Here is a 21918-nt window from a genome sequence, read left to right as displayed (position 1 = left end):
AGGAGCCGCAGGTGAGTTCACCGAACGAACCGGGACCACCCCGCACGGGGGACGGTGCCGGCGGCACCAATGGCTCGGCTAACGGGACAGGCGACGGACGACCGGGTCCAGTGGGCTTCAGTACGCCCGGCGAACACGTGGACGTCCCGCCCTGGCAGCGGGGCACATCGCGGGCCAGGCCACCGCGTGGCTCCGACGCCCCTTCGCACGTCGAAGGCGGACGGGCAGGCACCGCGGCGGGCCACTCCCCCAGCGGCGCCGATGCTCGACTCAACCGGTTCATCTCGGGCGGTCCTGCGGCCCAGGCCGCGCCCGCACAACCGAGCGGGTCGTCGGGTACGCCTGCGCGGGAACCCGATGTCGCGCCACCGGCCGGCCGCAGCGAGAGCGTCCGTTCCGAGACCTATGCCAGCGAGCTGCCGGACCTTTCCGGGTCCTCCCGCCAATCGCCGCGCAAGTCAACTGGCGACCGCAGCACTGTCGAGCCGGCGATCCGCCCGCCGTCTACCCGAGCGGGGTCGGCAAGCAGGCAAGCGGGCCCGGTACGTGCCAGCATGCAGATCCGGCGGCTTGACCCGTGGAGTGTGCTCAAGGTCTCGCTGGTGCTGTCGGTGGCGTCGTTCTTCGTGTGGATGATCGCCGTGGCGTTCCTGTACCTGGTGCTCGGCGGGATGGGCGTGTGGAGCAAGCTCAATAGCAACGTCGGCGATCTGCTCACCAGCTCGGGCGGCAGCGGCGGCGAATTGGTCTCCAGCGGCACCATTTTCGGTGGCGCGGCGCTCATCGGCCTTGTCAACATCGTGCTGTTGACCGCCATGGCCACGTGTGGCGCGTTCATCTACAACCTCACCACCGACCTCGTCGGTGGCGTTGAAGTCACCCTCGCCGATCGCGACTAAAACGAGCGGTTTGGGAGCCGGGCTGCCGTTGCGGTAATCTCGTCGCTCGGCCGTGTTCCATTTACGGGCCTGTAGCTCAGGTGGTTAGAGCGCTTCGCTGATAACGAAGAGGTCGGAGGTTCGAGTCCTCCCAGGCCCACGGTTTGCCTTTCGTGGAAGGTGTGCAGTGAGGCTGTTCGTGGTGGTGGCCGTCCTCGTGGCTGGCGTGGTGATCATTCGGTCGCGCAGCCGCGTCGAGGTGTGGCACGCAGCCGCGGATCAGCCAAGCTGACCGACCGCAATAAGGGGCCTTAGCTCAGTTGGTAGAGCGCTGCCTTTGCAAGGCAGATGTCAGGAGTTCGAATCTCCTAGGCTCCACGAGAAAACTAGCGGTCCGACCGGCCTTGACGTCGTACCCGTAGAGGCGACCAACTCATCACCCAGCCAGGTCGCGAGCGGACGACGCCAACGCCACGCGCGGCGCTGGTTCACCCGCCAGCGCGAGGATCTGGTCGAAACTCTCCCGTAGGCACTGGGCGAACAGCTCGTCATCCTGGATTGCCGCCCTGTCGTAGCGCACCGAGACAGTGCACCACGGACCCAGCGATTGAAGCAGTACCGCCATCGCCATCCCAGGCAACGAGCTAAGGCCGTACTGCCGCAGCACTTCGGCACCGGCGATGTAGGTGCCGTCGCGGTACGAAGGCACATTGCTGGCCGACAGATCCCATGGACCTTTCCCGCCGGTGATGGCCTCCAGCAGGGGCTGCGGTAACAAAGCAAGTATGGGAAGAATGGAACCGACGATGTCCCTCGCGGGCTCTTCGCGGCGCCGCGCCATCTCCGCGCGGATCGCCCGCATGCGCGCGACCGGATCGGCCATCCCGACCGGCGCCGCCAGGCAAACGGCGGTGAGCCGGTTGCCGCCAGCAGGGTCGGCTTCGGTGCGCAAGTTCACCGGCACCCCCATCGGCAGCGTGTCAATCGGGACGCCAAGCGCCTCGTGATAGCGCCCCACCGCGCCGCACACAGCGGCTAGGAAGGCGTCGTTGAAGGAGCCACCGCCGGCCTTCGCGGCCTTGCGCAGGTCGGAAACCCGGATGTCGAGCGCTTCGGTGCGGGTGGCCAGACTGCGCTGGCGCAGCAGCGGCGACTGCTCCGCGGGTGGAGTCAGCACCCGAATGCCCGAGCGGGAATAGCCGACGACGCGCGCGGCCGCCGACATCGGGCGGAGCACGACACTGCGGATCATCGACAGCGCTCCCCAGACTGCACTGACGATGGCGCGGGGCACCTGTTGAATGCCTTGCCGAATCAGGCCGTTGGGGGACAGCGGCTGCGGGACTGGTGGCGGAGGCGGCGGCTCGGCCGGTGGATCGCGCTCCAGGTCGAAGATCTGGTCGAACATCTCGACTGCGCCGACCCCGTCGGTGAGCGCATGGCTGGTGTGTAAGAGCATCGCGGCCCTACCCTCCGGAAGCCCCTCGACCAGTGTGACCGTCCACAGCGGCCGCGCTAGGTCCATCGGTGAGAGCAGCATCACCTCGGCCATATCGAAGACTTCGCGCATCGTGGCGGGTTCGGGTACGCGCACCCGTCGCACATGGAAGTTCAAGTCGAAGTCAGGATCTACCACCCAGCGGGGTGCAGCCGTTCGCAATGTGGGCACCACGACCTTCTGTCGCAGCCGCAGTACACGTCGGGAGGCGTTGTCGAAGTGGGCGCGGAAGGTGTCCCAGTCCGGGGTGGTGTCCAGGAGATTCACCCCCATGCCACCCGAGCGGGTTCGCGGGTTGGTTTCACCACGAAGATGCAAATAGTCGGCCGGTCGCAGCTTGGTGGGCAATCCGGCGGCGTCGACGGACTCAACCGTTGTCGCGACCTCGCCCGTGCCTGTTGCCGTGTCGCCGACTGTGTCATTGCCGCTCACGCTTACCCCCCGGGTATCAGACGCGTCCGAGCTTTTTGCCAGATGCTATCCCGGCTCAAGGGAGGACGCGAGCTAATGGTGCAGATCCGGCGAACTGCCCATGAGTTGCCAAAAGTGCCGGTTCGTGTGCCCGGCGCTTTCCCGTCGGACGCCCATTCGTGCGGGATTCTCCCACGGAACCGGGCGCCAAGAGCGAACCCGGAGCCGGCCACTTTTGGCTCCCGGCGGGGGCCAAGACCCCTCCGGACATCCTCCGAAGGATCTCGCGGTCGTCCCCGAACCGCCCCCTCCGCCGGAATGTTAAGACTACCGTCCGGGCTGGCCGCAACGCCCATGAGCTTGTTGTTTACCGACGAAGAACTTAATGACGAACGCGTCAGTGAAAACACCTCGGTCGCCGGGTTCGCATGTCAGACTGCGGCAGTTTGTCAGAACAGAACACAGGGGGATCAGTTGAATCCTGACTTTCGCGCGGCGTTCTTGGAGTTGCTACGCCGTGACCTCAGCCGGTACGGGATGCGCGAAAGAACGCCGAGGTCCTGGCCGCTGCGACGTAAACTGATGCTGCACGGAGCGAACGTGTTAAACGCCTGCGCCAGTGCGATGGCTGGGGTGAACCCGTTCGGGAACCTGAAGCGGGAACTGGGTCGCGACTGGCCAGCCGAAGCCCTGACGATGATCGGGATGCGGCGGCTGGCGAGCTTGCAGGAGTGCGTCGAAACCGTCCTGCACGACGACGTCGAGGGCGATCTAGTCGAGTGCGGGGTGTGGCGGGGCGGCGCGGCTATCTTCATGCGGGCCGTACTGGAACTGCATGGGAACACCGACAAATCCGTCTGGTTGGCGGACTCGTTCGAAGGTCTGCCCGCGCCGGACACCGTCAACTATCAGATGGACAGCAAGATCCGGCTCGACTACTTCGCGCCGATCCTCGGAGTGTCCGAGCAACAGGTCAGGGCGAACTTCCGCCGGTATGGGCTGCTCGATGAGCGGGTGCGGTTCCTCCCGGGGTGGTTCAAGGACACCCTCACCCATGCGCCGATCGGGCAGATCGCCGTGCTGCGGCTCGACGGTGACCTCTACGAATCCACTATCCAAGCCCTCGAGGCGCTGTACCCGAAGCTGAGCCCCGGTGGGTTCTGCATCATTGACGACTACTCCGTGCTGCCCGTGTGCAAGCAAGCGGTCACCGACTACCGCAACAAACAGAACATCACCGCCGAGATCGTGGACATCGACGGCGTCGGGGTGCTGTGGCGAAAGGAAAGCCAACGCCGCCCGGCCAACAACGCCGCCCGGCCAATTAGGTAGTCCCCCAGTCGAATCCGCTAGCGGAACCTCGCGAACTTCACGGCTTCGGCGACACCTCGACGCTCGGCGGGCGCGGCGAGGGTTCGGGCTGCGTCGACCGGCGGATGATCGAGAACGTCACTGCCCCGACTCCGAGCACGGCGACACCGGCCAGGGCGAGCACCCACGGGCGGGGCCGCCGCTTGGACCGCCGTGCGTCCTTGAACGTCTGAGGCAGGCTCGACACCACTTCCTGGGCGGCGGCGAGCTCGTTGGCGATGGCCTCCTGGGCCGCCTCGAGGTCCTCGCGCAGCTTGCCGCTGCGATAGCGGTCACGCAGCCAGCCCGCGGACGAACCCACGGAGTGCACGCTGACGCCCAGCGCTCCCCTGGTCACGTCGACCGGTCCGACCGTCGAATACTTCAACCCACGGGCCAGCCGCTCACGGGGGGTCAACCGGTCGGGCTTCGTCTTCGAGCTCATGCCGACAACAGTATTCGTTGGGGGTCGGGCTCGGCCATGAACATCGAAATGGCACACTGGGTTCCCGTGACGAGCCCTATTCAGACAGCGACCGCGACCCTGCACACGAACCGCGGTGACATCAAGATTGCGCTCTTCGGCAATCACGCCCCGAAGACCGTCGACAACTTCGTCGGCCTGGCGCAGGGCACCAAGGACTACAGCACCGAGAACGCCACTGGTGCCAGCTCGGGACCCTTCTACGACGGTGCGGTGTTCCACCGCGTCATCGCCGGTTTCATGCTGCAGGGCGGCGATCCGACCGGAACGGGTCGCGGCGGACCGGGCTACCAGTTCGCCGACGAATTCCACCCGGAGCTTGCGTTCGACAAGCCGTACCTGCTCGCCATGGCCAACGCCGGGCCAGGTACCAATGGATCGCAGTTCTTCATCACGGTCGGCAAGACGCCGCACCTGAACCGCAAGCACACCATCTTCGGCGAGGTCGTCGATCCGGAGTCGCAGAAGGTCGTCGACGCGATCGGGGCCACGGCCACCGACCGCAGCGATCGGCCACTGGAGCCGGTCGTGATCGAGTCGATCACCATCTCTTAGTCGTCTCGGCGGCGCTGAAGCGCCCCCGAGCAGCTAGCCTGCGTAACCCGCCTCGGTAAGAGCGTCGAGCACGTCGATCGGGTCGGTACCCAGGTCCCATCGGGTGAAAACCAGCAGCTGATCGTCTGCGGTATCGAGTTCCAGCAGGCGGATTTTCCGTGCGATCCGGCGGAATTCAGTGATGCGGACGCTCGTGATATCCGCGCGGTTCAAGAGCTGTGTCCGAAACCAGCCACGGACCTCGAGCCCGTCAGCAGTAATTGCCAGTTTTGGCCGCGCGCGCCAAGACAAGCTTGCAAACGCCAGCAATCCGACTGCGGCAATCCCCGCTAGGAGTCGACCAGGAGGGTCTGTGACGATGGTCACAGACGCCGTAGCCATGATTGCGCCGATTGCTGCACACGCCGCGATACCCGGGGTCCGCGGGCTCCAATGAGTTTGCTGCATGGGTTCGGGGTGCCCTCTACGCGTACCTGATGAGGTTATCCACAAGTGCTATCCCCAATGGGGATGAATCACATTGATGTGATTGGGTGACCAAAAGGTTGCAGAACGGGGAACGTACAGGAACCAATTTGAATTCATCCGGGCCGTGATTACGGTCACCGCCACCGCATGGTGAGCAACAGTCCGGTGATCATGAAGGCAAAGGCGATCGCGTAGTTCCACTGGGCCAGGTTGGCCATCCACAGCAGGAAGCTCGGGGCATCCACGGGGTTGGTCGCCGCGAGTTGGAACACCAGCAGCCACAGCAGGCCGAGGAGCATGAGCCCCACGAACAACATCACGAACCACATGCCCGACGGACCGGCCTTGACCTTGACCGGGGTCCGGCTCACCGGGTTGATGGTGAAGTCGTTCTTCTTGCGAACCTTGGACTTGGGCATGATTACCTTCACGGACAGTCGGCGTCACACAGTGCGACGATGGAGCGGATGCAGCTCAGAGCCTAACGCAGTGCACGGCCTGGCTCTGACAGCCAGCCGCAGCGGAGGAGGTGCGAATGTCGCGATCCAGCGAGCCCGCGCCAGTGCCTGAACCCGCTCCTGCCGGCGCAAGCGCCCAGCGTCCGTCCTCTGCTCTTCGCGCGAGCGCTCATCGCCGCCCCTCGCTGTGGCGCTTCGGCGTCCCCGCCGTATGCCTCTGCGCCGGGGTGCTGCTGGCCACCACGCACACCGTCTCCAAGGGCGCCGAGATTCGGAGCAGTGACGCGCCGCGGCTGGTCGATCTCGTTCGCGAAGCGCAGCAGTCGGTGGATCGACTGGCCGGGCAGCGCAACGCGCTGGAGGCTCAGCTCGACGCGCACCACGGAGGCTCACCGACCACCGACGCCGCCCTAGCCGCCATCACCAAACGGGCCGATGCACTGGCCGTCGACGCCGGCGTCGACCCGATGCAGGGTCCCGGGCTGGTGATCTCGCTCAACGATGCGCAGCGGGACGCCGAGGGCCGGTTTCCAGGCGATGCCTCGCCGGACGACCTCGTCGTGCACCAGCAGGACGTTCAGGCCGTGTTGAACGCCTTGTGGAGCGCGGGTGCAGAGGGCATTCAGATGCAGGATCAACGGATCCTCGCGACTTCGGCTCCGCGCTGCGTGGGCAACACCCTGCTGCTCAACGGGCGCACCTATAGTCCGCCGTACGTCATCACCGCCATCGGGGACGTGGGGGCCATGCAGACCGCGCTCGCCGCCGCGCCACTGGTCACGCTCTACCGGCAGTACGCGGTGCGCTTCGGCCTGCGATATTCGGAGGAACCCAAGTCGCAGGTCGAGCTTGTCGGACACCCGGCTCCCGTGCGGATGCGGTTCGCCAAGCCGGCCGGTCCCCTGGGCTACTGACGAACCGGCCAGCCCCGGGGCAGTCGGGAAGAACCCTGGCCGGATAGGGAAGTAGCCTGGCGACATGCGGGTTCTGGTCGTCGACAACTACGACAGCTTCGTGTTCAACCTGGTCCAATACCTGGGCCAGCTCGGCGTGAACGCAGAGGTCTGGCGCAATGACGACGCGCGACTGGCGACCGAGGCGGACGTGAGTGCCGTCGCCGCGGAGTTCGACGGCATTCTGCTGAGCCCAGGTCCGGGTACGCCGGAACGGGCGGGCGCGTCCATCCCGCTGGTGCGCGCGTGCGCGGCCGCATCGACGCCGCTGCTGGGCGTCTGCCTCGGCCACCAAGCAATCGGCGTCGCCTTCGGCGCAACCGTCGACCGCGCCCCGGAACTTCTGCACGGCAAGACCAGCAGTGTGAACCACGCGAATCTTGGTGTGCTGAAAGACCTTCCGGATCCGTTCACGGCGACGCGCTACCACTCGCTGACCATCCTGCCGGAGACGCTACCCACGGAATTACAGGTCACTGCGCGCACCGACGGCGGCGTCATCATGGGCGTCCAACACGTCGAGCTACCGATTCACGGCGTGCAGTTCCATCCCGAGTCGATCCTCACCGAGGGGGGACACCGCATGCTCGCCAACTGGTTGGGCATCTGCGGGGAACCGCCGCGCGAGCAGCTCGTCAGCCTGCTCGAGCGCGAAGTGGCCGAAACAGTACGTGCGGCCACCAGCGGCGCCAGGGCTGGGTAACGCCGAGCAGTTCTATTGGGCGAAGCTCAGCCTGATCGAATCACCGAATTTGATCGGGGTGCCCGCGGACGGATCCTGAGTCACCACGCCGTTCGACGGGACGCCGCTGTTCTGCGCGTTGGGTAGCGGTACCAGAGTGCCCGTCCACCCGAGGCTCTGCAGGATCGGATACGCGTCCACCCAGAACTGGCCACGCAGGTTCGGCATGACGAACTGGTTGCCCTTTGACACCTGAATCTGGATGACCGTGTCCACCGGAACTTGTTGTCCTGCGGGCGGATTGGTGCCCAGGACTGAGCCCGCTGCCTTCGTGCCGTCCATCTGCACCTGGGCGGTGTTCGGGAAGCCGGATTGCTTGACGATCTGATCGCAGTCGGTGGCGGACAGGTTCGAGCAGTCGGGCACCGGCTTACTGTCCGGTCCCGAGCCCACGACGATCGTTATGACGTTGGTGATCGCCGACGTGGAATTGGCGGACGGGACGGTACCCGTCACCCGCCCCTTCTGTTCGGGCGCCGACGCCGAGAGCGTCTGCTTGACGTTGTCGAACCCCGCCGCCTTGAGTTTGTCCTCCGCGTCGGCGGGGCTCAGGGTGCTGACGTCGGGGACTTCCTGCTGCTTGGGACCACCAGAAACGTTGATGGTGATGTCGTCGCCAGCGCTCACCGATGAGTTGGCGCTCGGCTGGGTGCCGATGACGAAGCCTGGTTTGACGTTCGAGCTGTCCTGCTGCTGCGTAGTCGTCTTGAAGCCGCGGTTCTGCAGGGTCGCGATGGCGTCGTCACGGGACTTGCCCGTGACGTCCGGCACCTGCTGGTCGCGCGGGCTGCCGCCGATCATGCTGATCCCAACGGTCACCAGGACGGTCAGCACGGCCAGGATCGCGACGATCACCAGCCAACGCGTGACGGATGCCCTGCGCTCGGGCTCTTCGCTGTTCGGTCGGTGCGTCGGGATGTGCTCGGTCGGTGCGTTGCGCGCGCGTGGCCCTGCCGCCATGAAGTTGGTGCGCTCGACGTCGGTTAGTACCTTTGGCGCGTCAGGAGCTTCGCCGCTGTGCACGCGGATCAGATCCGTGCGCATGTCTGCAGCGGTCTGGTAGCGGTTCTCCGGGTTCTTGGAGAGAGCCTTGAGCACCACGGCATCGAGCTCGGGGGAGATGCCTTCGTAACGCTCCGACGGCGGAACCGGGTCCTCCCGCACGTGCTGGTAGGCCACGGCGACGGGCGAGTCACCGACGAAAGGTGGTTGGCCAGTGAGGATTTCGTACAGCACACAGCCCAACGAGTAGACGTCCGACCGGGCGTCGACGGTCTCGCCGCGGGCCTGTTCGGGTGACAGGTACTGCGCGGTGCCGATGACGGCCGAGGTCTGGGTCATCGGGTTGCCGCTGTCGGCGAGCGCTCTGGCGATGCCGAAGTCCATGACCTTCACGGCGCCGGCCTTGCTGATCATGATGTTCGCGGGCTTGACGTCGCGATGGATGATGCCGTGCTGGTGGCTGAAGTTCAGCGCCTGACAGGCGTCGGCGATGATCTCGATCGCGCGCTTCGGCTCCATGGGCCCGTCGGTATGCACGATGTCCCGCAGCGTCACGCCGTCGACGTACTCCATGACGATGTAGGGCAGCGGACCCGCCGCTGTCTCGGCCTCGCCGGTGTCGTAAACGGCGACGATGGCGGGGTGGTTCAGTGCGGCGGCGTTCTGAGCCTCCCGCCGGAACCGCAGGTAGAAGCTGGGATCCCTGGCGAGGTCTGCGCGCAGCACTTTGACCGCGACGTCGCGGTGCAATCGCGTGTCACGGGCGATGTGGACCTCTGACATACCGCCGAACCCAAGGATTTCGCCGAGTTCGTAACGTTCTGACAGGTGCTGGGGGGTGGTCATGGGAGTTTCTGTTCCAGGGCCGCGAGGGTGGTCCGGGACGGTCCGGCTTCGTCCTCACCATTCACGATGGGACCCACGTCGGTCCAATCGGGCGCTGGTCGCGCGCCGGGTGACGGGCTGGGCGACGGCAGCACGGTGGTGGTGGTCACCGTCTGGCGGGGCAGTTCCTTGTCCTTCTTGTCCTGTGCGTTCAGCACGATCATGATCGCGATGATGATCGCGAGTGCGCCGAGCACGCCCGCGGCCCACAGCAGGGCACGTTGACCGGGGGAGAAGGTGCGGCGAGGCGGCGGCGTCCGCGGGGCAGGCCGGTGGCTGCCCGTGGTCGGCCGGGGCCGGAGAGCAGCCTGCGCCGGCGGCCGGGGCCCGTAGTTGACCGGGGGGCGCGCCTGCGTGGAGGGGATGTTGGCCGGCGTGGCCCGACCCCCGAGCGACGGCGCCTGGTTGGGCCGCGGAGGTCGACGCCCGGTGCGCACGGCCGCGACCGCATCGGCGAAAGCGCCGCCGGTGCGGTACCGGTTTCCTGGTTCCTTCTGCAGCGCGATCTCGATGAGCTCGCGCACGTTGGGCGGCACGTTGCCCGGCAGGGCCGGAGGCTGTTCCTTGATGTGCTTCATCGCGACGGTCAGGGCGCCGTCGCCGGTGAAAGGTCGTCGGCCCGAAACGGACTCGTAGCCGACGACGCCCAGTGAGTACACGTCGCTGGCCGCGGTGGCGTCGCGACCGAGCGCCTGCTCAGGGGCGATGTACTGCGCCGTGCCCATCACCATGCCCGTCTGCGTCACAGGAGCCGCGTCGACGGCCTTCGCGATGCCGAAGTCGGTGAGCTTCACCTGGCCGGTCGGGGTGATCAGGATGTTGCCGGGCTTGACGTCGCGGTGCACCAGCCCCGCGTTGTGCGCCACCTGAAGGGCCCGGCCCGTCTGCTCGAGCATGTCGAGGGAGTGACGCAGCGACAGGCTTCCGGTGCGCTTGAGCACCGTGTTCAGCGGCTCGCCGTTGACGAGCTCCATGACCAGATACGCGGTGCGGCCCTCGCCGTCGAGGTCGGTCTCGCCGTAGTCGTAGACGCCGGCGATACCGGGGTGGTTGAGCATCGCGACCGTGCGCGCCTCGGCGCGGAACCGCTCGATGAACTCGGGGTCCGACGAGAACTCGGCCTTGAGCACCTTGACCGCGACCTGTCGGCCCAGTCGGGTGTCCAACCCCTCCCAGACCTGACCCATACCGCCAGTAGCAATGTGCCGCTGAAGCCGGTAGCGGTCGGACAGCGTCACTCCGACGCGGGTACTCATGATCCCTCCCGCAGCGCTGCGGCAATGGTGGCCCGCCCGATCGGCGCGGCCAGCGCGCCGCCGGTTGCGGACAATCGGTCGCCCCCATTCTCCACTAGCACCGCCACGGCCACCTTGGGTGCCTTGGCCGGAGCGAACGCGATGTACCACGCGTGGGGCGGAGTGTTGCGTGGATCGGTGCCGTGTTCGGCGGTACCCGTCTTCGACGCGATCTGGACGCCAGAAATGGCACCCTTCTGCGACGTGACCTGCTCGGCGTCGATCATCAGACCGGTGATTGTATCTGCGACCTGCGCGGATACCGCCCGGCGTAGCTCATGCGGGCGGGTCGTGGCGATGTTCGCAAGGTCAGGTCCCTTGAGGTCTTGAACGAGATAGGGCTGCATCGTGACGCCGTCGTTGGCGATGGTCGCGGCGTTCATCGCGTTCTGCAACGGGGTGAGGGCGACGTCCTTCTGGCCGATGCTCGTCATCCCGAGCGCGGCGGAATCGTCGATGGGACCCACCGTCGAGTCGGCGACCTGTAGTGGAGTCGGCGGCAGCGGGGTGTCGAGGCCGAACGCCCGCGCGGTGTTGCGCATTGCGTCCGCTCCGGTCTTGATGCCCAGTTCGACGAACGCGGTGTTGCATGACTTCGCGAACGCGTCGTGGAGGGTGGTCGTCGGGCCGTTGCCGCAGGTCGTCCCGCCGTAGTTCTCGAGCGTTGCGGTGCTGTCCGGCAGGGGAATTCGCGAGGCCGTCGTCACCGGCGTGCTCGGGGTGGCGCCCGCCTGCAGCGCGGCGGCGGTGGTGATCACCTTGAACGTCGAGCCTGGCGGGTAGGTCTCCGAGATCGCCCGGTTGACCAGAGGCGAATTGGGGTCGTCGCGGAGCTGCTGCCAGGCGTTCGACTGGGTCGCACCGTCATGGGATGCCAGCAGGTTGGGATCGAACGACGGCGAGGACACCATTGCCAGGATCTTGCCGGTCGACGGCTCCAATGCCACGACCGCACCCTTGCACGGACCGTTGCACCCCTGTTCCATGGCGTCCCACGCCGCTTCCTGCACGCTGGGGTTGATGGTGGTCGCGACGCTTCCTCCGCGGGGGTCACGGCCGGTGAAGAAGTCCGCCAGCCGTCGTCCGAACAGCCGCTCGTCGGACCCGTTGAGAATCGAGTCCTCGGCATGCTCCAGCCCCGAACTCGAGTACTGCAGGGAGTAGAAGCCCGTCACCGGTGCGTACAAGAACGGGTTGGGGTACTCCCGCAGGAACCGGAAGTGACCGTTGGTCGAGGTCGAGTACGCGAGCAGCTGACCACCCGCCGAGATCTGGCCGCGCTGCCGCGAGTACTCGTCGAGCAGGATGCGCTGGTTGCGCGGATCGGCCCGTAAGCCGTCGGCGGTGAACACCTGGGTCAACGTGGCGTTCGCGAGCAGCAGCACGATCAAGGCCATGATCGTGACGGAGATGCGGCGCAGGGAGGTGTTCATACCTTCTCGATGACCTCGGTGCTCGCGCTCGCGATGGGCGTGGCGTTGACCGGCTTCGTGCTGATCGGGCGACGAGCCGCATGCGAGATCTGGATGAGGATCGCCAGCAGGACGTAGTTGGCGAGCAGCGAGGAGCCGCCGTAGGACATCCACGGGGTGGTCAGGCCGGTCAGCGGAATGAGCTTGGTGACTCCGCCGACGACGATGAACAGCTGGATCGCCAGCGTCGACGCGAGCCCGGCAGCCAGTAGCTTGCCGAAGCTGTCGCGGACCGCGATCGCGGTGCGGAGTCCGCGGATGATGAGGATCGTGTAAAGCATGAGCACACCGGCGACGCCGACGAGCCCGAGTTCCTCACCGATCGCGGCGACGATGAAGTCGGTCGAGGCCGCGGGCACCGTCTCGGGCTGACCATTGCCGAGCCCGGTGCCGAATATGCCACCGGTGGCGAAGCTGAACAACGACTGGACCATCTGGTAGCCGGAGCCGTCGGGATCGGCGAACGGATCGATCCAGTTCTGGACACGCACCTGGACGTGTGAGAAAACCTGGTATGCCGCAACGCTTCCCACGGCGAACAGGGTCAATCCGATGAGCACCCAGCTGATCCGGTCGGTGGCGACGTAGACCAGTACCAGGAACGAGGCGTACAACAGCAGCGACGTCCCGAGGTCCTTCTCGAACACCATGACGCCGACGGACGCGATCCATGCCACCAGCAGCGGCGCCATGTCGCGGGGGCGGGGGAGGTTCATGCCGAGCACGTGCTGGCCAGCGCTGGTGAACAGTGACCGCTTGGCCACCAACACCGCGGCGAAGAAGATCAGCAGCAGAATCTTGGAGAACTCCGCCGGCTGAATCGAGAAGCCGGGCAAGCGAATCCAGATCTTCGCGCCACCTTGCTCGGAGAGCGAGCTGGGCAGCACCGCGGGGATGGCGAGCAGCACCAGGCCGGTCAGCCCGCATACGTAGCCGTACCGCGCCAACAACCGATAGTCCTTCAGGAACACGACGACGAGCGAGAACGCGACGACGCCGACGAGGGTCCACAACGTTTGGAGGTTGGCGTCGGGTCCACGGTCGACGCCGGCGATCACCGGGCCCGAAGCAAGGTCGATGCGGTGAATCATGACCAGCCCCAAGCCATTCAACAGCGCCACGACTGGGAGCAGCAGTGGGTCGGCATACGGGGCGAAGCGGCGCACGGCGAGGTGGGCGCCACCGAACAGAGCCAGGTACGCGATCGTGTACTGGGCCAGATCCCAGTTCACCCCCTGCTCCTGATTGGCCTCGACGATCAGCAGCGCCACCGTGGTGATCAGCGCCGCGAACCCCAGCAGAAACAGCTCCGCGTTGCGACGGTTGGGCAGCGGCACAGCGGCGGGGATCGCGGCCTGCGGTTGCGTCGTCATGACGCTGCCCGGCAGTTTGTGCCCGGCTCCTGCGGTGGTGGCGGCAGTGCCGTCACGGTGGGCGACGGCGAAGGAGGCGCGGGTGACGACGCGACGGACGGTTCCGGAGCCGATGGCGTCGGTGTTGGCGCCGGGGCCGGCGAGGTGACGGTCGTCGGCACCTCGGGATTGACGGACTCAGTCGGCTCGCGCGGGGGCTCCGACGGGGTAGGGCCCGGCGGCGGGGGAGCCGTGGTGGTGGTCGTGGTCGGTGGGGCCGGTGGCAGGCAGATCGGCAGTAGCGAGGAGTGCCCGAGTTCCTTGAGCTGACGAATCGCGTCGTCGACGCTGCCCGCCGGCAACCCTGCCTTCACTTGCGCCCGTTCGGATTCCCGGAGATCGCCGACCTTGAGCACCTGGCAGTCGCCGCGCGGGTCGTCGGAGGAGATGATCGTCAGTTCGGCCCGGGAGTCGAGGCAGGCGAGCCGGAACGGCTGCTGCAATGGCATGCCGAGGAAGCTGCCTTGGACACCGCGCATGATGTAGACGCCGCCGTCGTGCTCGGCAACGTAGTAGTTGCTTCGGATTACGAGTCGGCCGATGGCTAGGCCCGCGAGCACCAGCAGGATGACCAGAATCCCGGCGTACAGCATCCGGCGTCGCGAACGAGGTTTGCGCGCAGCCGGTTCCGGTTCGATGGCCGGCCGCGGGGCGGGCTGCTGTGCGCGCTTGGGATTGAACGCCGAGGCGCGGCCCGCGGCGGTGTTCGGCGGCGCGGACTGGTCGTCTTCGCCGGACACCGCGCCCGCGAGGATCGGTTGGGTCTGGCCGACGCCATAGTCGACGACGTCAGCGACGACCACGGTGACGTTGTCCGGACCTCCGCCGCGGAGCGCCATTTCGATGAGCCGGTCGGCGCTTTCGGCGACGTCGGGGAGCTGCAGCGCGTCGAGGATGGTCTCGTGGCTCACCGGATCGGAGAGCCCGTCGGAGCACAGCAGGTAACGGTCGCCGACGTGCGCCTCCCGCATGATCAACGTGGGCTCGACCTCGTGACCGGTCAGCGCCCGCATGATCAGCGACCGCTGCGGATGGCTGTGCGCCTCTTCGGCGGTGATGCGGCCCTCGTCGACGAGGGTCTGCACGAAGGTGTCGTCCTTGGTGATCTGGTTGAGCTCGCCGTCGCGCAACAGGTAGCCGCGCGAGTCGCCGATGTGGATGAGGCCAAGTCTGTTGCCCGCGAACAAGATTGCGGTGAGCGTGGTGCCCATGCCATCGAGCTCGGGGTCTTCCTCGACGTGCGCGGCGATCGCGGCGTTGCCCTCGTGCACCGCGGAGTTGAGCGCACTGAGCAGGTCGCCGCCCGGTTCGTCGTCGTCGAGGTGGGCTAGCGCGGCGATGACCAACTGGGACGCCACCTCGCCGGCAGCGTGCCCACCCATGCCGTCGGCGAGCGCGAGCAGCCGGGCACCGGCGTACACGGAGTCTTCGTTGTTGGCTCGGACGAGACCGCGGTCGCTTCGGGCCGCGTAGCGGAGGACGAGGGTCACGGGCGCAGCTCGATTACCGTCTTGCCGATTCGAACCGGCGCGCCCATCGGAACCCGTACTGCTGTCGTCACCTTCGCCCTGTCAAGGTATGTACCGTTGGTCGATCCTAGGTCCTCTACGTACCATTCGGACCCTCGAGGCGAGAGCCGGGCGTGCCGTGTCGAGGCGTAGTCGTCGGTGAGCACGAGTGTGGAGTCGTCGGCGCGGCCGATGAGCACGGGCTGGCTGCCCAAGGTTATGCGCGTACCCGTCAGTGCCCCCTCGGTGACGATCAACTGCCGGACCACGCCCCGACGGCCCCGGCTGGGCAGCAGCGTGCCGCGCAGCGCCAGGCCGCGGCGAGCCATCACCGCGCCGGTGGGCGCATAGATGTCCGTGCGAAGGATCCTGAGCACCGACCAGATGAACAGCCACAGCAGCAGCAGGAAACCGACGCGCGTCAGCTGCAGCACTAACCCCTGCATCTGACGTCCTCTCCGTCACCGCCCCGTTGTCGTGGCACGCCGATCACCCGCTCGGAGATCGTCGGCAACGTCACGATACTTGGGCGCGGAACGGCGTGGAGGCGAAGCGAACACCAGCTCCGCGACTGTGACCGGTCTGAGTCCTTCAGAGTTAATGAACGCGGGGTCTCAATGAACGCGAACGATGATCTCGGAATGGCCCAGTCGGATGACGTCGCCGTCGGCGAGCTGCCATTCCTGAACGGGCGCATTGTTTACCGTCGTGCCGTTCGTCGAGTTCAGGTCGGACAGCAATGCCAGCTGCCCGTCCCACCGGATCTCGAGGTGCCGACGCGAAACGCCGGTGTCCGGCAACCGGAACTGGGCGTCCTGGCCACGGCCGATCACGTTGGCGCCCTCGCGCAGCTGATAGGTGCGACCACTGCCGTCGTCGAGCTGCAGCGTCACCGTGGCGGCACCGGAGCCGAACCCCGGACCGTATCCGCCGGCCGGACCTGGCTGCTGGCCGTACTCATAGCCGGCAGGCTGGCCGGCCGGGTAGCCCGGATCGGCGTACCCGGCGGGCTGCGCCGCAGCGGGATCCGCGTAGCGGCCGTAGTCGGGCTGTGCGTAATCCTGACGACCGCCGTAGCCCTGGGCACCGTATCCGGCTTGGTCGGGGTAGCCGCCCTGTTCGGGGTAGCCGCCCTGGTCCGGATAGCCGCCGGGGTAGCCGGGCTGCTCCGGGTATCCACCGGGTTGGGCCGGGTAGCCGCCCTGGTCCGGGTAGCCGCCCGGCGCAGGGGGGTAGCCGCCTTGGTCGGGGCGGCCGTAGTCGTCTTGGGGCGCAGGCGCGGCAGGCTGCCTGCCGTAGTCGTATTCGCCCCCCGGCGCGGGGTAGCCGCCGGGCTGTCCACCAGGCGGGTATCCGCCCGGCGCGCGGCCGTAACCCTGGTCGGGGTATCCGCCCTGCGGCGGGTAGCCGCCCTGCTCCGGATAGCCGCCCTGGTCGGGGTAGCCACCCGGGCGAGGCGGGTAGGCGGGTGGAGGCGCACCCTGAGGCGGGTATCCACCCGGCTCGGGATGGGCACCTTGATCGGGGTAGCCGGGCTGGCGGGGCGGGTAGCCGGGCTGCGGCGCGCCCTGCGGCGGGTATCCGGCCGGATCAGGGGGATAGACCCCACTACGCTCGTCGGCCTGCCTGCCGTAGTCGTAGTACTCGTCGCCGGGTTGCCCCTGGCCGGGGCCCCCGCGGTGGCTCGGATTGTCAGTCATTGGCGGTACTCCTGGTTCTGCGGTGTCCGTGCGGTCTGTGGGGACCGGGGCGGGTTCGCTCGCGGTCGAGTCCGGGTTGACCGCTCCTCGTGTGCGGAACTGGCCGGTGTGCAAATTCGGTGACGATTCGAACCTGACGACCACCTCACCATACGTTTGCCATCCTTGGTCACGGATGTATCCCTCCAGGTGTCTGGCAAAAGTGGTCGAGGTAAGGGCTGGATCGGCACTCACCTTCTGATAGTCGGACACACTGAGGGTAATGACGTAGTCGTTCGGGGCCAAAATACGGCCGCCGCCGACATCGCGCGCGCCGGTCTCGGCCTCACGTTGTAAACCCGCCTCGACCTCTTGGGGAACGATGGATCCGCCGAATACCCGGGCGAAGGCGTCACCAACCGTGGACTCGAGCTTGCGCTCGAATCGGTTGACAAGGCCCATGTCACCGCCCACCTCGCTGGCTGTCGTCGTCGGATCCATTCGCGTGGTGTCCGAACTTGCGTGTCGCAGGCCCGATCACCCTGTACGCATGGTATCGGCCTAACCTGACGGAACGGGACCAACAGAACTCTGAGAATCGGATCGCGGGAGGTCAGCGCACCATCCGAGGCTCCCGACGGCGACCTGCGCGGTTGGAGAACGGGCCGGAGTGCGTGATAGGCTCCCCCGGTTGTTGGGGCGAGTGGCGGAATGGCAGACGCGCTGGCTTCAGGTGCCAGTGTCCTTCGGGACGTGGGGGTTCAAGTCCCCCTTCGCCCACAATGAGCGGTTCTACGGACTGCGGCGCATTTGGTCACGAACTCGAAAGGGGTCGTGACCTTTGTGTTTGGTGGGGTTAGCGTGCGCAGGCGTATTCCGCGACAGTTGTCGGGACTTCGCGAACCAGGTCCCCAACCGGTCGCAGCGGCGTGGCTGCAAATGCATCGTTCGTCGGAACCGGCGATCGCACGTTGCGCTGCCCGTGGCGTAGCCCTAGCTTCGTGGCCCCAACGCTGACGTCCGGCCCCGTCGTCACCGTGGCTACAAACGCTTCTGACGACCTCTCTGTCGGTCTCCCGCCACTTCAGGAAGGATGGGCTGAGACGTTTAGCTCGTCCTTAGTGCGAAGCATTCTGTGCGACCTATCTGGCGACTGGGTGCAAACGTCCGCCACCTGCACCCGGGCCGTCGGCCTATATGCGAGACCCCGTGCAACGGGACGGACTGCAATCAGGTGACCTCGGTGGTTAAGAACCGTGCCCGGGTGCAGGCAACGTACAACTTCCTGTCCGTGTCACGAGGAAGCTGCAAGCCATGGGCCAACGCTTCGCGCCCATCTGCTGCGAGTCTGACTCCCACGGCGTCCCATTCACTACCCTTCGCCTGGTGTGTCGTAAGTCCGGGAATCGGGCGGCCCGGATAGGCGAGCCTTGCCTGAACTTGGGCAAGCCTTTCGGTGTACTTGTAGTGGACAGGCTTGAGACGCCGCGGCGATATGCGCGAAATTAGTTCTGAGAGTTGGTGATACGCGGCTCTCACGCTGGAGTTGCTTCCGAGGCGAAGCATCTCGGTCACCTCCTGCAAATCCGGTGCGATCTGCCCCACGACATCGCGATCCGAAATGGCCAGAGCGGTCAAGGCATCATTCAGGTAGATGGCGTCGAGACTGAAGATATTGCGGGTAGCGTGATTCAACAGGAGCGTTGCCGCAGCTTCCTCATGACCTCCCTTGAAGGCATGAAAAGCAAGTGGCAGAACACCAGGCCCGAGTTCCCAGAGTTCCTTCCACCACAGAGCAAGAACAACATCGAGACCTGCTAAGTCGTCCCCATGGCTCGCGATTGGGAGCGTCACGGCGCGGCCAGACCGCAGGGCGCCTGCAAGTTGCTCCTGCCCGGGATGTTGCCAACGGAACGACTGGGTTAGCTGCAATGTGCGAAAACCCTGTCTTGCGAGTAGCAGCGGAACCGTCTCCGGCTTCGCCCCTCGAAAGACGTACAACGCTTGCCACGGGTCTCCGACTAAAGTGACGGCCACCCCAGCGTCAACCGCCATCTCTATGACCTGGATGTCTAAGTCGTTGGCGTCAAAGACTTCGTCAACTATGAGAGCTCGGATGGTTGTGCCCAGTCGATCCCGCAGATACGCGGCGACCCCGGAGTCTTTCAAAGCCAGTTCCAGTATGTCGCGAACGTCCTGGTGGGTGCAAACACCGTCTGCGAGTAGCGGCATGCTCACCGTTGCAGGAATGGACGAACGCCGTTTCCGGACGAAACCCTGTTTGATTTGGATGTGTCCGCGAACGATGCTGAATCCGTAGGTTGTCCGGTTCCACGTAGAACCGCCAAAGGAAGACCAACTGTCTTCTACCCGAAGGTCTTTGTGCCCATTCGGCCACTGCAGCACACCCGCCCGCAGGAGGCCCTGCAGCAGGTCAACCATAATCGTGTCTAGTGTCACGACGCGGTGTGGCCACGCGATCGCCCGCGATCCCCACAATCGTCGGATCCTGAGAACCAGGTTCAAGGTGGCCGCGCGGGTGAAGCTCACCGCGACTACGGCTCGTAGGTCGCTACGTGCATCGGGCTGGTATCGGGAAACCCCGAATCGGTGTGCTGCCACCGTCGTCTTGCCGGTTCCCGGCCCTGCTTCGATGAAGAGCCGAGCCGCAGTCGTACCCGCAGCCAGAATCTGTTGCGAGGTTGGTTTGCTGGCTGTCGTTGGTTGCGCAGACGTCGATCGATCGGTCACGTGGCTGTGTCGCTATCACCACCTGTGGCACCCCCATCGCTACCGGAATCCACAGTGACTGAGGCTGACTCGCCAATCGCTGAACTCATCGTCGCGAAAAGAAACTCCAAAACCTGCGACACTGCTCCGGGCACGGTGACCGCCGTGCCGTCCCGACGAGCGTCGCTTACGAGGCCCGCAAGCGCGAGCGCAAATTCGCCCTTCCTTCGTGCGGCCGGTCCTGCGGGAGTTGCAGTGCCGTTTTTGGGTTTCCTGGCGCTGCGGAACAGCAAGTGCACCGCCTCCTGGGTGAGAGGATTCGGAGCGTCAATTTCGATCTCCTTCAGCGCCTTGACAACAAGCGCTTCGTTGCCGAGGGTTAGCGCGGGCTCTAGCGTCGGATGATTGTGTGCGACGAGCACCACTTCGTCGTCATGCTCGCTCGCCCAGGTCGGTTGTGTGGGCTCCGTTTCAAAGGGCAAATCACTATCGCGGAGAACCGCGACTCGCTGGCACAGTTCGTTGTCTGTAGTGGCGAGCAGGCGAACGGCCCAAGAGCCCACTTTGGTTCCCATAGGCACAATGCTCAGCGCATCGACGAAGGATTGCTTCTGCAGGTCTGCACCAGCCCAAGCCCAGCCAAATTCACGAACTAGAGCCGCTTCGGTAACACCCTCCACTAGCAGGAGTCGCTCGGCGAACAGGGCGGCCGAGCGACTGGCATCAAGATGGAGGCGCGTCTTGCGGAGCACATCTTTTCGATCTGTAAGCGGCAGGTTCGCTACAGCCCGGCAAACATGGCGCCCATCTCGATCGCGACGAAGGACAACGATCTCCTCCGGATCGCAGGACGTGATGACATCGGTCGCGTGAGTCGACAGAATGACTTGCAACTCGGGGCGGCGTTGAACCTCGCGCCGTAGGTAGCGAACAAGAGAGTGCTGAAGTTGTGGATGAAGGTGTGCCTCAGGCTCTTCGATGACCAATGTCGCGTGGAACGGACCGTCCGAGAAGAATGAGTCCTCCGCGCTTTCGCTCTCGGCGCGTGCCTGGCGGAGGCGAAGTTCTGCCGCAGTCACCTCAGAGTCCTCCGCTGTTGATGGACCTTCCGAAGCCACCCCTATTTCGACCGGCTCCTCGGCTGAAGAGGCTTCGACGACCGCAGGGTCCTCCATTGCTGTTTCCGCAGCGGCGCCCTCCGCTGCTGCCGAGGCCGCGCGCGTAAAGTCTGGAATCGCCGCGAGGATCACAGCGATGTGTAGGAGATTTACGTAACCGAGGCCCGCCACCTCCAAAGGCAGGGCGTGCTCGCGTCCCTCAAACGTGGCCAACATCAACTCGAGCACGCGGGCTAGGTAACGATCGTCTACTACCTGGCCTCGAATGTACGGCCACGTTCGAGATACCCCGGCCGACAACGCATTCAGGTGTTCATCGACCCGTTCTTCCAACGCGGCGAGGAGGCCGTCGGTTGCCAGCGCCTCCAGCAGACCCGACGCTCGACTGCGGAGCGAAGTGAGATCGCGTCCTTTGCCGCGATTCTGTTGTTGGGCTCTGAGCAGTTCGATGAGGATCCGAGTCTCTTGACGAGCGAGCTCATCGAGCGGATTGCGCCACGCGGGGAGGTAGACCAGTAGAAGAGAAGGCTCTATATCGCTATTTACAACCGATTCAGCGCGCACCCTGCCGAGATCCCGGTGAAGGGTGCGCGACCAACTCGTGGCGACCGTGCCCGGAGTGACACGCCCACTCTGCGCTTGCAGGCTAGCGCCCAATGGACCCTCGGCAGCGCCGGCCGGCGAGAACGAGTACTCGACGTCGATTCTTCGTTCGGGTGGACCAAGTGTTGCAGCAGATGGCCTAGCCAAATGCGGGAAGGTCCTCCTGTGGCTCATGTAGAGCGCTTCGCACGCCGTTGTCTTGCCCGCCCCGTTCGCGCCAATCAGCACACTGAATCTGCCAGGCAGTTCAATATCGATCTCGCCGTGTGCTGTAGCCCTGACGCCTAATACCCGCAGCCGACTCAAGTGCATACGATCCCTGTCTGCTTGTGGCTAACGGCAATTCCAGAAGTACCGCCGCGGTCCTTCCACCGCGATGGCCTGAATCGCGCAGCCCTGGTCCTCGTCCGACATCTA

18 protein-coding genes and 3 tRNA genes are annotated in these 21918 nt (G+C 65.7%); 8 read left to right on the top strand and 13 right to left on the bottom strand.

All coding sequences use genetic code 11. From position 1 onward, the window contains the following. The first annotated feature begins 11 nt into the window (after positions 1 to 11). From SLQ30_RS04240 to SLQ30_RS04230, 3 genes are all read left to right on the top strand, one after another. Complete coding sequence (locus tag SLQ30_RS04240; protein WP_319448944.1) at positions 12 to 899, top strand: DUF3566 domain-containing protein; 888 nt, start codon at positions 12 to 14, stop codon at positions 897 to 899. A 65-nt stretch (positions 900 to 964) separates the two neighbouring features. Next, a tRNA-Ile gene (locus tag SLQ30_RS04235) sits at positions 965 to 1038 on the top strand. Positions 1039 to 1183: 145 nt separating this feature from the next. Next, positions 1184 to 1256 (top strand) — tRNA-Ala (locus SLQ30_RS04230). Positions 1257 to 1314: 58 nt separating this feature from the next. Here the strand turns inward: SLQ30_RS04230 and SLQ30_RS04225 are convergent. Beyond that, complete coding sequence (locus SLQ30_RS04225; RefSeq protein WP_319448977.1) at positions 1315 to 2724, bottom strand: wax ester/triacylglycerol synthase family O-acyltransferase; 1410 nt, start codon at positions 2722 to 2724, stop codon at positions 1315 to 1317. Positions 2725 to 3261: 537 nt separating this feature from the next. Between SLQ30_RS04225 and SLQ30_RS04220 the strand changes: the two genes are divergently transcribed. Beyond that, positions 3262 to 4119: a TylF/MycF/NovP-related O-methyltransferase gene (locus SLQ30_RS04220; RefSeq protein ID WP_413467927.1), complete on the top strand. Its 858-nt coding sequence runs from the start codon at positions 3262 to 3264 to the stop codon at positions 4117 to 4119. A gap of 37 nt (positions 4120 to 4156) precedes the next feature. Here SLQ30_RS04220 and cwsA read toward each other — a convergent pair whose 3' ends face one another. Then, positions 4157 to 4582 (bottom strand): cell wall synthesis protein CwsA, encoded by a 426-nt coding sequence (cwsA, locus tag SLQ30_RS04215; protein ID WP_319448945.1) that lies wholly within the window; start codon positions 4580 to 4582, stop codon positions 4157 to 4159. 66 nt (positions 4583 to 4648) lie between these two features. On the opposite strand from cwsA, the gene SLQ30_RS04210 reads away from it, so the two are divergent. Beyond that, positions 4649 to 5176: a peptidylprolyl isomerase gene (locus SLQ30_RS04210; RefSeq protein ID WP_319458306.1), complete on the top strand. Its 528-nt coding sequence runs from the start codon at positions 4649 to 4651 to the stop codon at positions 5174 to 5176. A 33-nt stretch (positions 5177 to 5209) separates the two neighbouring features. On the opposite strand, the gene SLQ30_RS04205 is transcribed toward SLQ30_RS04210, so the two are convergent. Beyond that, complete coding sequence (locus tag SLQ30_RS04205; protein ID WP_319448946.1) at positions 5210 to 5623, bottom strand: PH domain-containing protein; 414 nt, start codon at positions 5621 to 5623, stop codon at positions 5210 to 5212. A 155-nt stretch (positions 5624 to 5778) separates the two neighbouring features. Beyond that, positions 5779 to 6063: a cell division protein CrgA gene (gene crgA / locus SLQ30_RS04200; RefSeq protein ID WP_319448947.1), complete on the bottom strand. Its 285-nt coding sequence runs from the start codon at positions 6061 to 6063 to the stop codon at positions 5779 to 5781. A gap of 116 nt (positions 6064 to 6179) precedes the next feature. On the opposite strand from crgA, the gene SLQ30_RS04195 reads away from it, so the two are divergent. Together SLQ30_RS04195 and SLQ30_RS04190 are read left to right on the top strand one after the other, a co-directional pair. Beyond that, positions 6180 to 7016, top strand: coding sequence for a DUF881 domain-containing protein (locus SLQ30_RS04195; protein ID WP_319448948.1), 837 nt, complete (start codon positions 6180 to 6182; stop codon positions 7014 to 7016). 64 nt (positions 7017 to 7080) lie between these two features. Further along, positions 7081 to 7758: an aminodeoxychorismate/anthranilate synthase component II gene (locus SLQ30_RS04190; RefSeq protein ID WP_319448949.1), complete on the top strand. Its 678-nt coding sequence runs from the start codon at positions 7081 to 7083 to the stop codon at positions 7756 to 7758. 12 nt (positions 7759 to 7770) lie between these two features. Here the strand turns inward: SLQ30_RS04190 and pknB are convergent, their stop codons facing one another. The 7 genes from pknB to SLQ30_RS04155 form a co-directional block, all read right to left on the bottom strand. Continuing rightward, positions 7771 to 9645 (bottom strand): Stk1 family PASTA domain-containing Ser/Thr kinase, encoded by a 1875-nt coding sequence (gene pknB / locus SLQ30_RS04185; protein ID WP_319448950.1) that lies wholly within the window; start codon positions 9643 to 9645, stop codon positions 7771 to 7773. Further along, a complete protein-coding gene (locus SLQ30_RS04180; RefSeq protein ID WP_319448951.1) occupies positions 9642 to 10940 on the bottom strand; it encodes a serine/threonine-protein kinase in 1299 nt (432 codons plus the stop codon). Before SLQ30_RS04180 ends, pknB begins: the two co-directional genes overlap by 4 nt. Continuing rightward, the gene (gene pbpA / locus SLQ30_RS04175; protein ID WP_319448952.1) at positions 10937 to 12412 is read right to left on the bottom strand and encodes a D,D-transpeptidase PbpA; all 1476 of its coding nucleotides are present in this window, start codon (positions 12410 to 12412) and stop codon (positions 10937 to 10939) included. The genes SLQ30_RS04180 and pbpA overlap by 4 nt, the downstream gene beginning before the upstream one ends. After that, positions 12409 to 13824 carry an FtsW/RodA/SpoVE family cell cycle protein gene (locus SLQ30_RS04170; RefSeq protein ID WP_319448953.1) on the bottom strand — a complete coding sequence of 472 codons (1416 nt, stop codon included), beginning with the start codon at positions 13822 to 13824 and terminating at the stop codon, positions 12409 to 12411. Before SLQ30_RS04170 ends, pbpA begins: the two co-directional genes overlap by 4 nt. Then, positions 13821 to 15353, bottom strand: a complete 1533-nt coding sequence (locus SLQ30_RS04165; protein WP_319448954.1) for a PP2C family protein-serine/threonine phosphatase — start codon at positions 15351 to 15353, stop codon at positions 13821 to 13823. Before SLQ30_RS04165 ends, SLQ30_RS04170 begins: the two co-directional genes overlap by 4 nt. Then, a complete protein-coding gene (locus SLQ30_RS04160) occupies positions 15350 to 15817 on the bottom strand; it encodes an FHA domain-containing protein FhaB (RefSeq protein WP_319448955.1) in 468 nt (155 codons plus the stop codon). Before SLQ30_RS04160 ends, SLQ30_RS04165 begins: the two co-directional genes overlap by 4 nt. A 168-nt stretch (positions 15818 to 15985) precedes the next feature. Further along, positions 15986 to 17512 (bottom strand): FhaA domain-containing protein, encoded by a 1527-nt coding sequence (locus tag SLQ30_RS04155; protein WP_319448980.1) that lies wholly within the window; start codon positions 17510 to 17512, stop codon positions 15986 to 15988. Between the two features lie 235 nt (positions 17513 to 17747). Here SLQ30_RS04155 and SLQ30_RS04150 point away from each other — a divergent pair. Further along, positions 17748 to 17830: transfer RNA gene (locus tag SLQ30_RS04150), tRNA-Leu, on the top strand. 450 nt (positions 17831 to 18280) lie between these two features. Here the strand turns inward: SLQ30_RS04150 and SLQ30_RS04145 are convergent. Beyond that, positions 18281 to 19801: a UvrD-helicase domain-containing protein gene (locus tag SLQ30_RS04145; protein ID WP_319448956.1), complete on the bottom strand. Its 1521-nt coding sequence runs from the start codon at positions 19799 to 19801 to the stop codon at positions 18281 to 18283. After that, positions 19798 to 21807, bottom strand: coding sequence for an ATP-dependent nuclease (locus tag SLQ30_RS04140; RefSeq protein ID WP_319448957.1), 2010 nt, complete (start codon positions 21805 to 21807; stop codon positions 19798 to 19800). Before SLQ30_RS04140 ends, SLQ30_RS04145 begins: the two co-directional genes overlap by 4 nt. Positions 21808 to 21918 lie beyond the last annotated feature (111 nt).

It is taken from the genome of Mycobacterium sp. RTGN4 (genome assembly GCF_033804635.1).
GTDB lineage: Bacteria > Actinomycetota > Actinomycetes > Mycobacteriales > Mycobacteriaceae > Mycobacterium.
Note: the sequence above shows the minus strand (reverse complement) of the source record. Positions and strands in the feature narration are given on the sequence as shown.

Coding starts and splice junctions, on each gene's coding strand:
- pbpA (WP_319448952.1), bottom strand. CDS start 12,412: ATGAACACCTCCCTGCGCCGCATCTCCGTCACGATCATGGCCTTGATC.
- SLQ30_RS04160 (WP_319448955.1), bottom strand. CDS start 15,817: ATGCAGGGGTTAGTGCTGCAGCTGACGCGCGTCGGTTTCCTGCTGCTG.
- crgA (WP_319448947.1), bottom strand. CDS start 6,063: ATGCCCAAGTCCAAGGTTCGCAAGAAGAACGACTTCACCATCAACCCG.
- SLQ30_RS04155 (WP_319448980.1), bottom strand. CDS start 17,512: ATGGGCCTTGTCAACCGATTCGAGCGCAAGCTCGAGTCCACGGTTGGT.
- SLQ30_RS04205 (WP_319448946.1), bottom strand. CDS start 5,623: ATGCAGCAAACTCATTGGAGCCCGCGGACCCCGGGTATCGCGGCGTGT.
- SLQ30_RS04190 (WP_319448949.1), top strand. CDS start 7,081: ATGCGGGTTCTGGTCGTCGACAACTACGACAGCTTCGTGTTCAACCTG.
- pknB (WP_319448950.1), bottom strand. CDS start 9,645: ATGACCACCCCCCAGCACCTGTCAGAACGTTACGAACTCGGCGAAATC.
- SLQ30_RS04170 (WP_319448953.1), bottom strand. CDS start 13,824: ATGACGACGCAACCGCAGGCCGCGATCCCCGCCGCTGTGCCGCTGCCC.
- SLQ30_RS04195 (WP_319448948.1), top strand. CDS start 6,180: ATGTCGCGATCCAGCGAGCCCGCGCCAGTGCCTGAACCCGCTCCTGCC.
- cwsA (WP_319448945.1), bottom strand. CDS start 4,582: ATGAGCTCGAAGACGAAGCCCGACCGGTTGACCCCCCGTGAGCGGCTG.
- SLQ30_RS04180 (WP_319448951.1), bottom strand. CDS start 10,940: ATGAGTACCCGCGTCGGAGTGACGCTGTCCGACCGCTACCGGCTTCAG.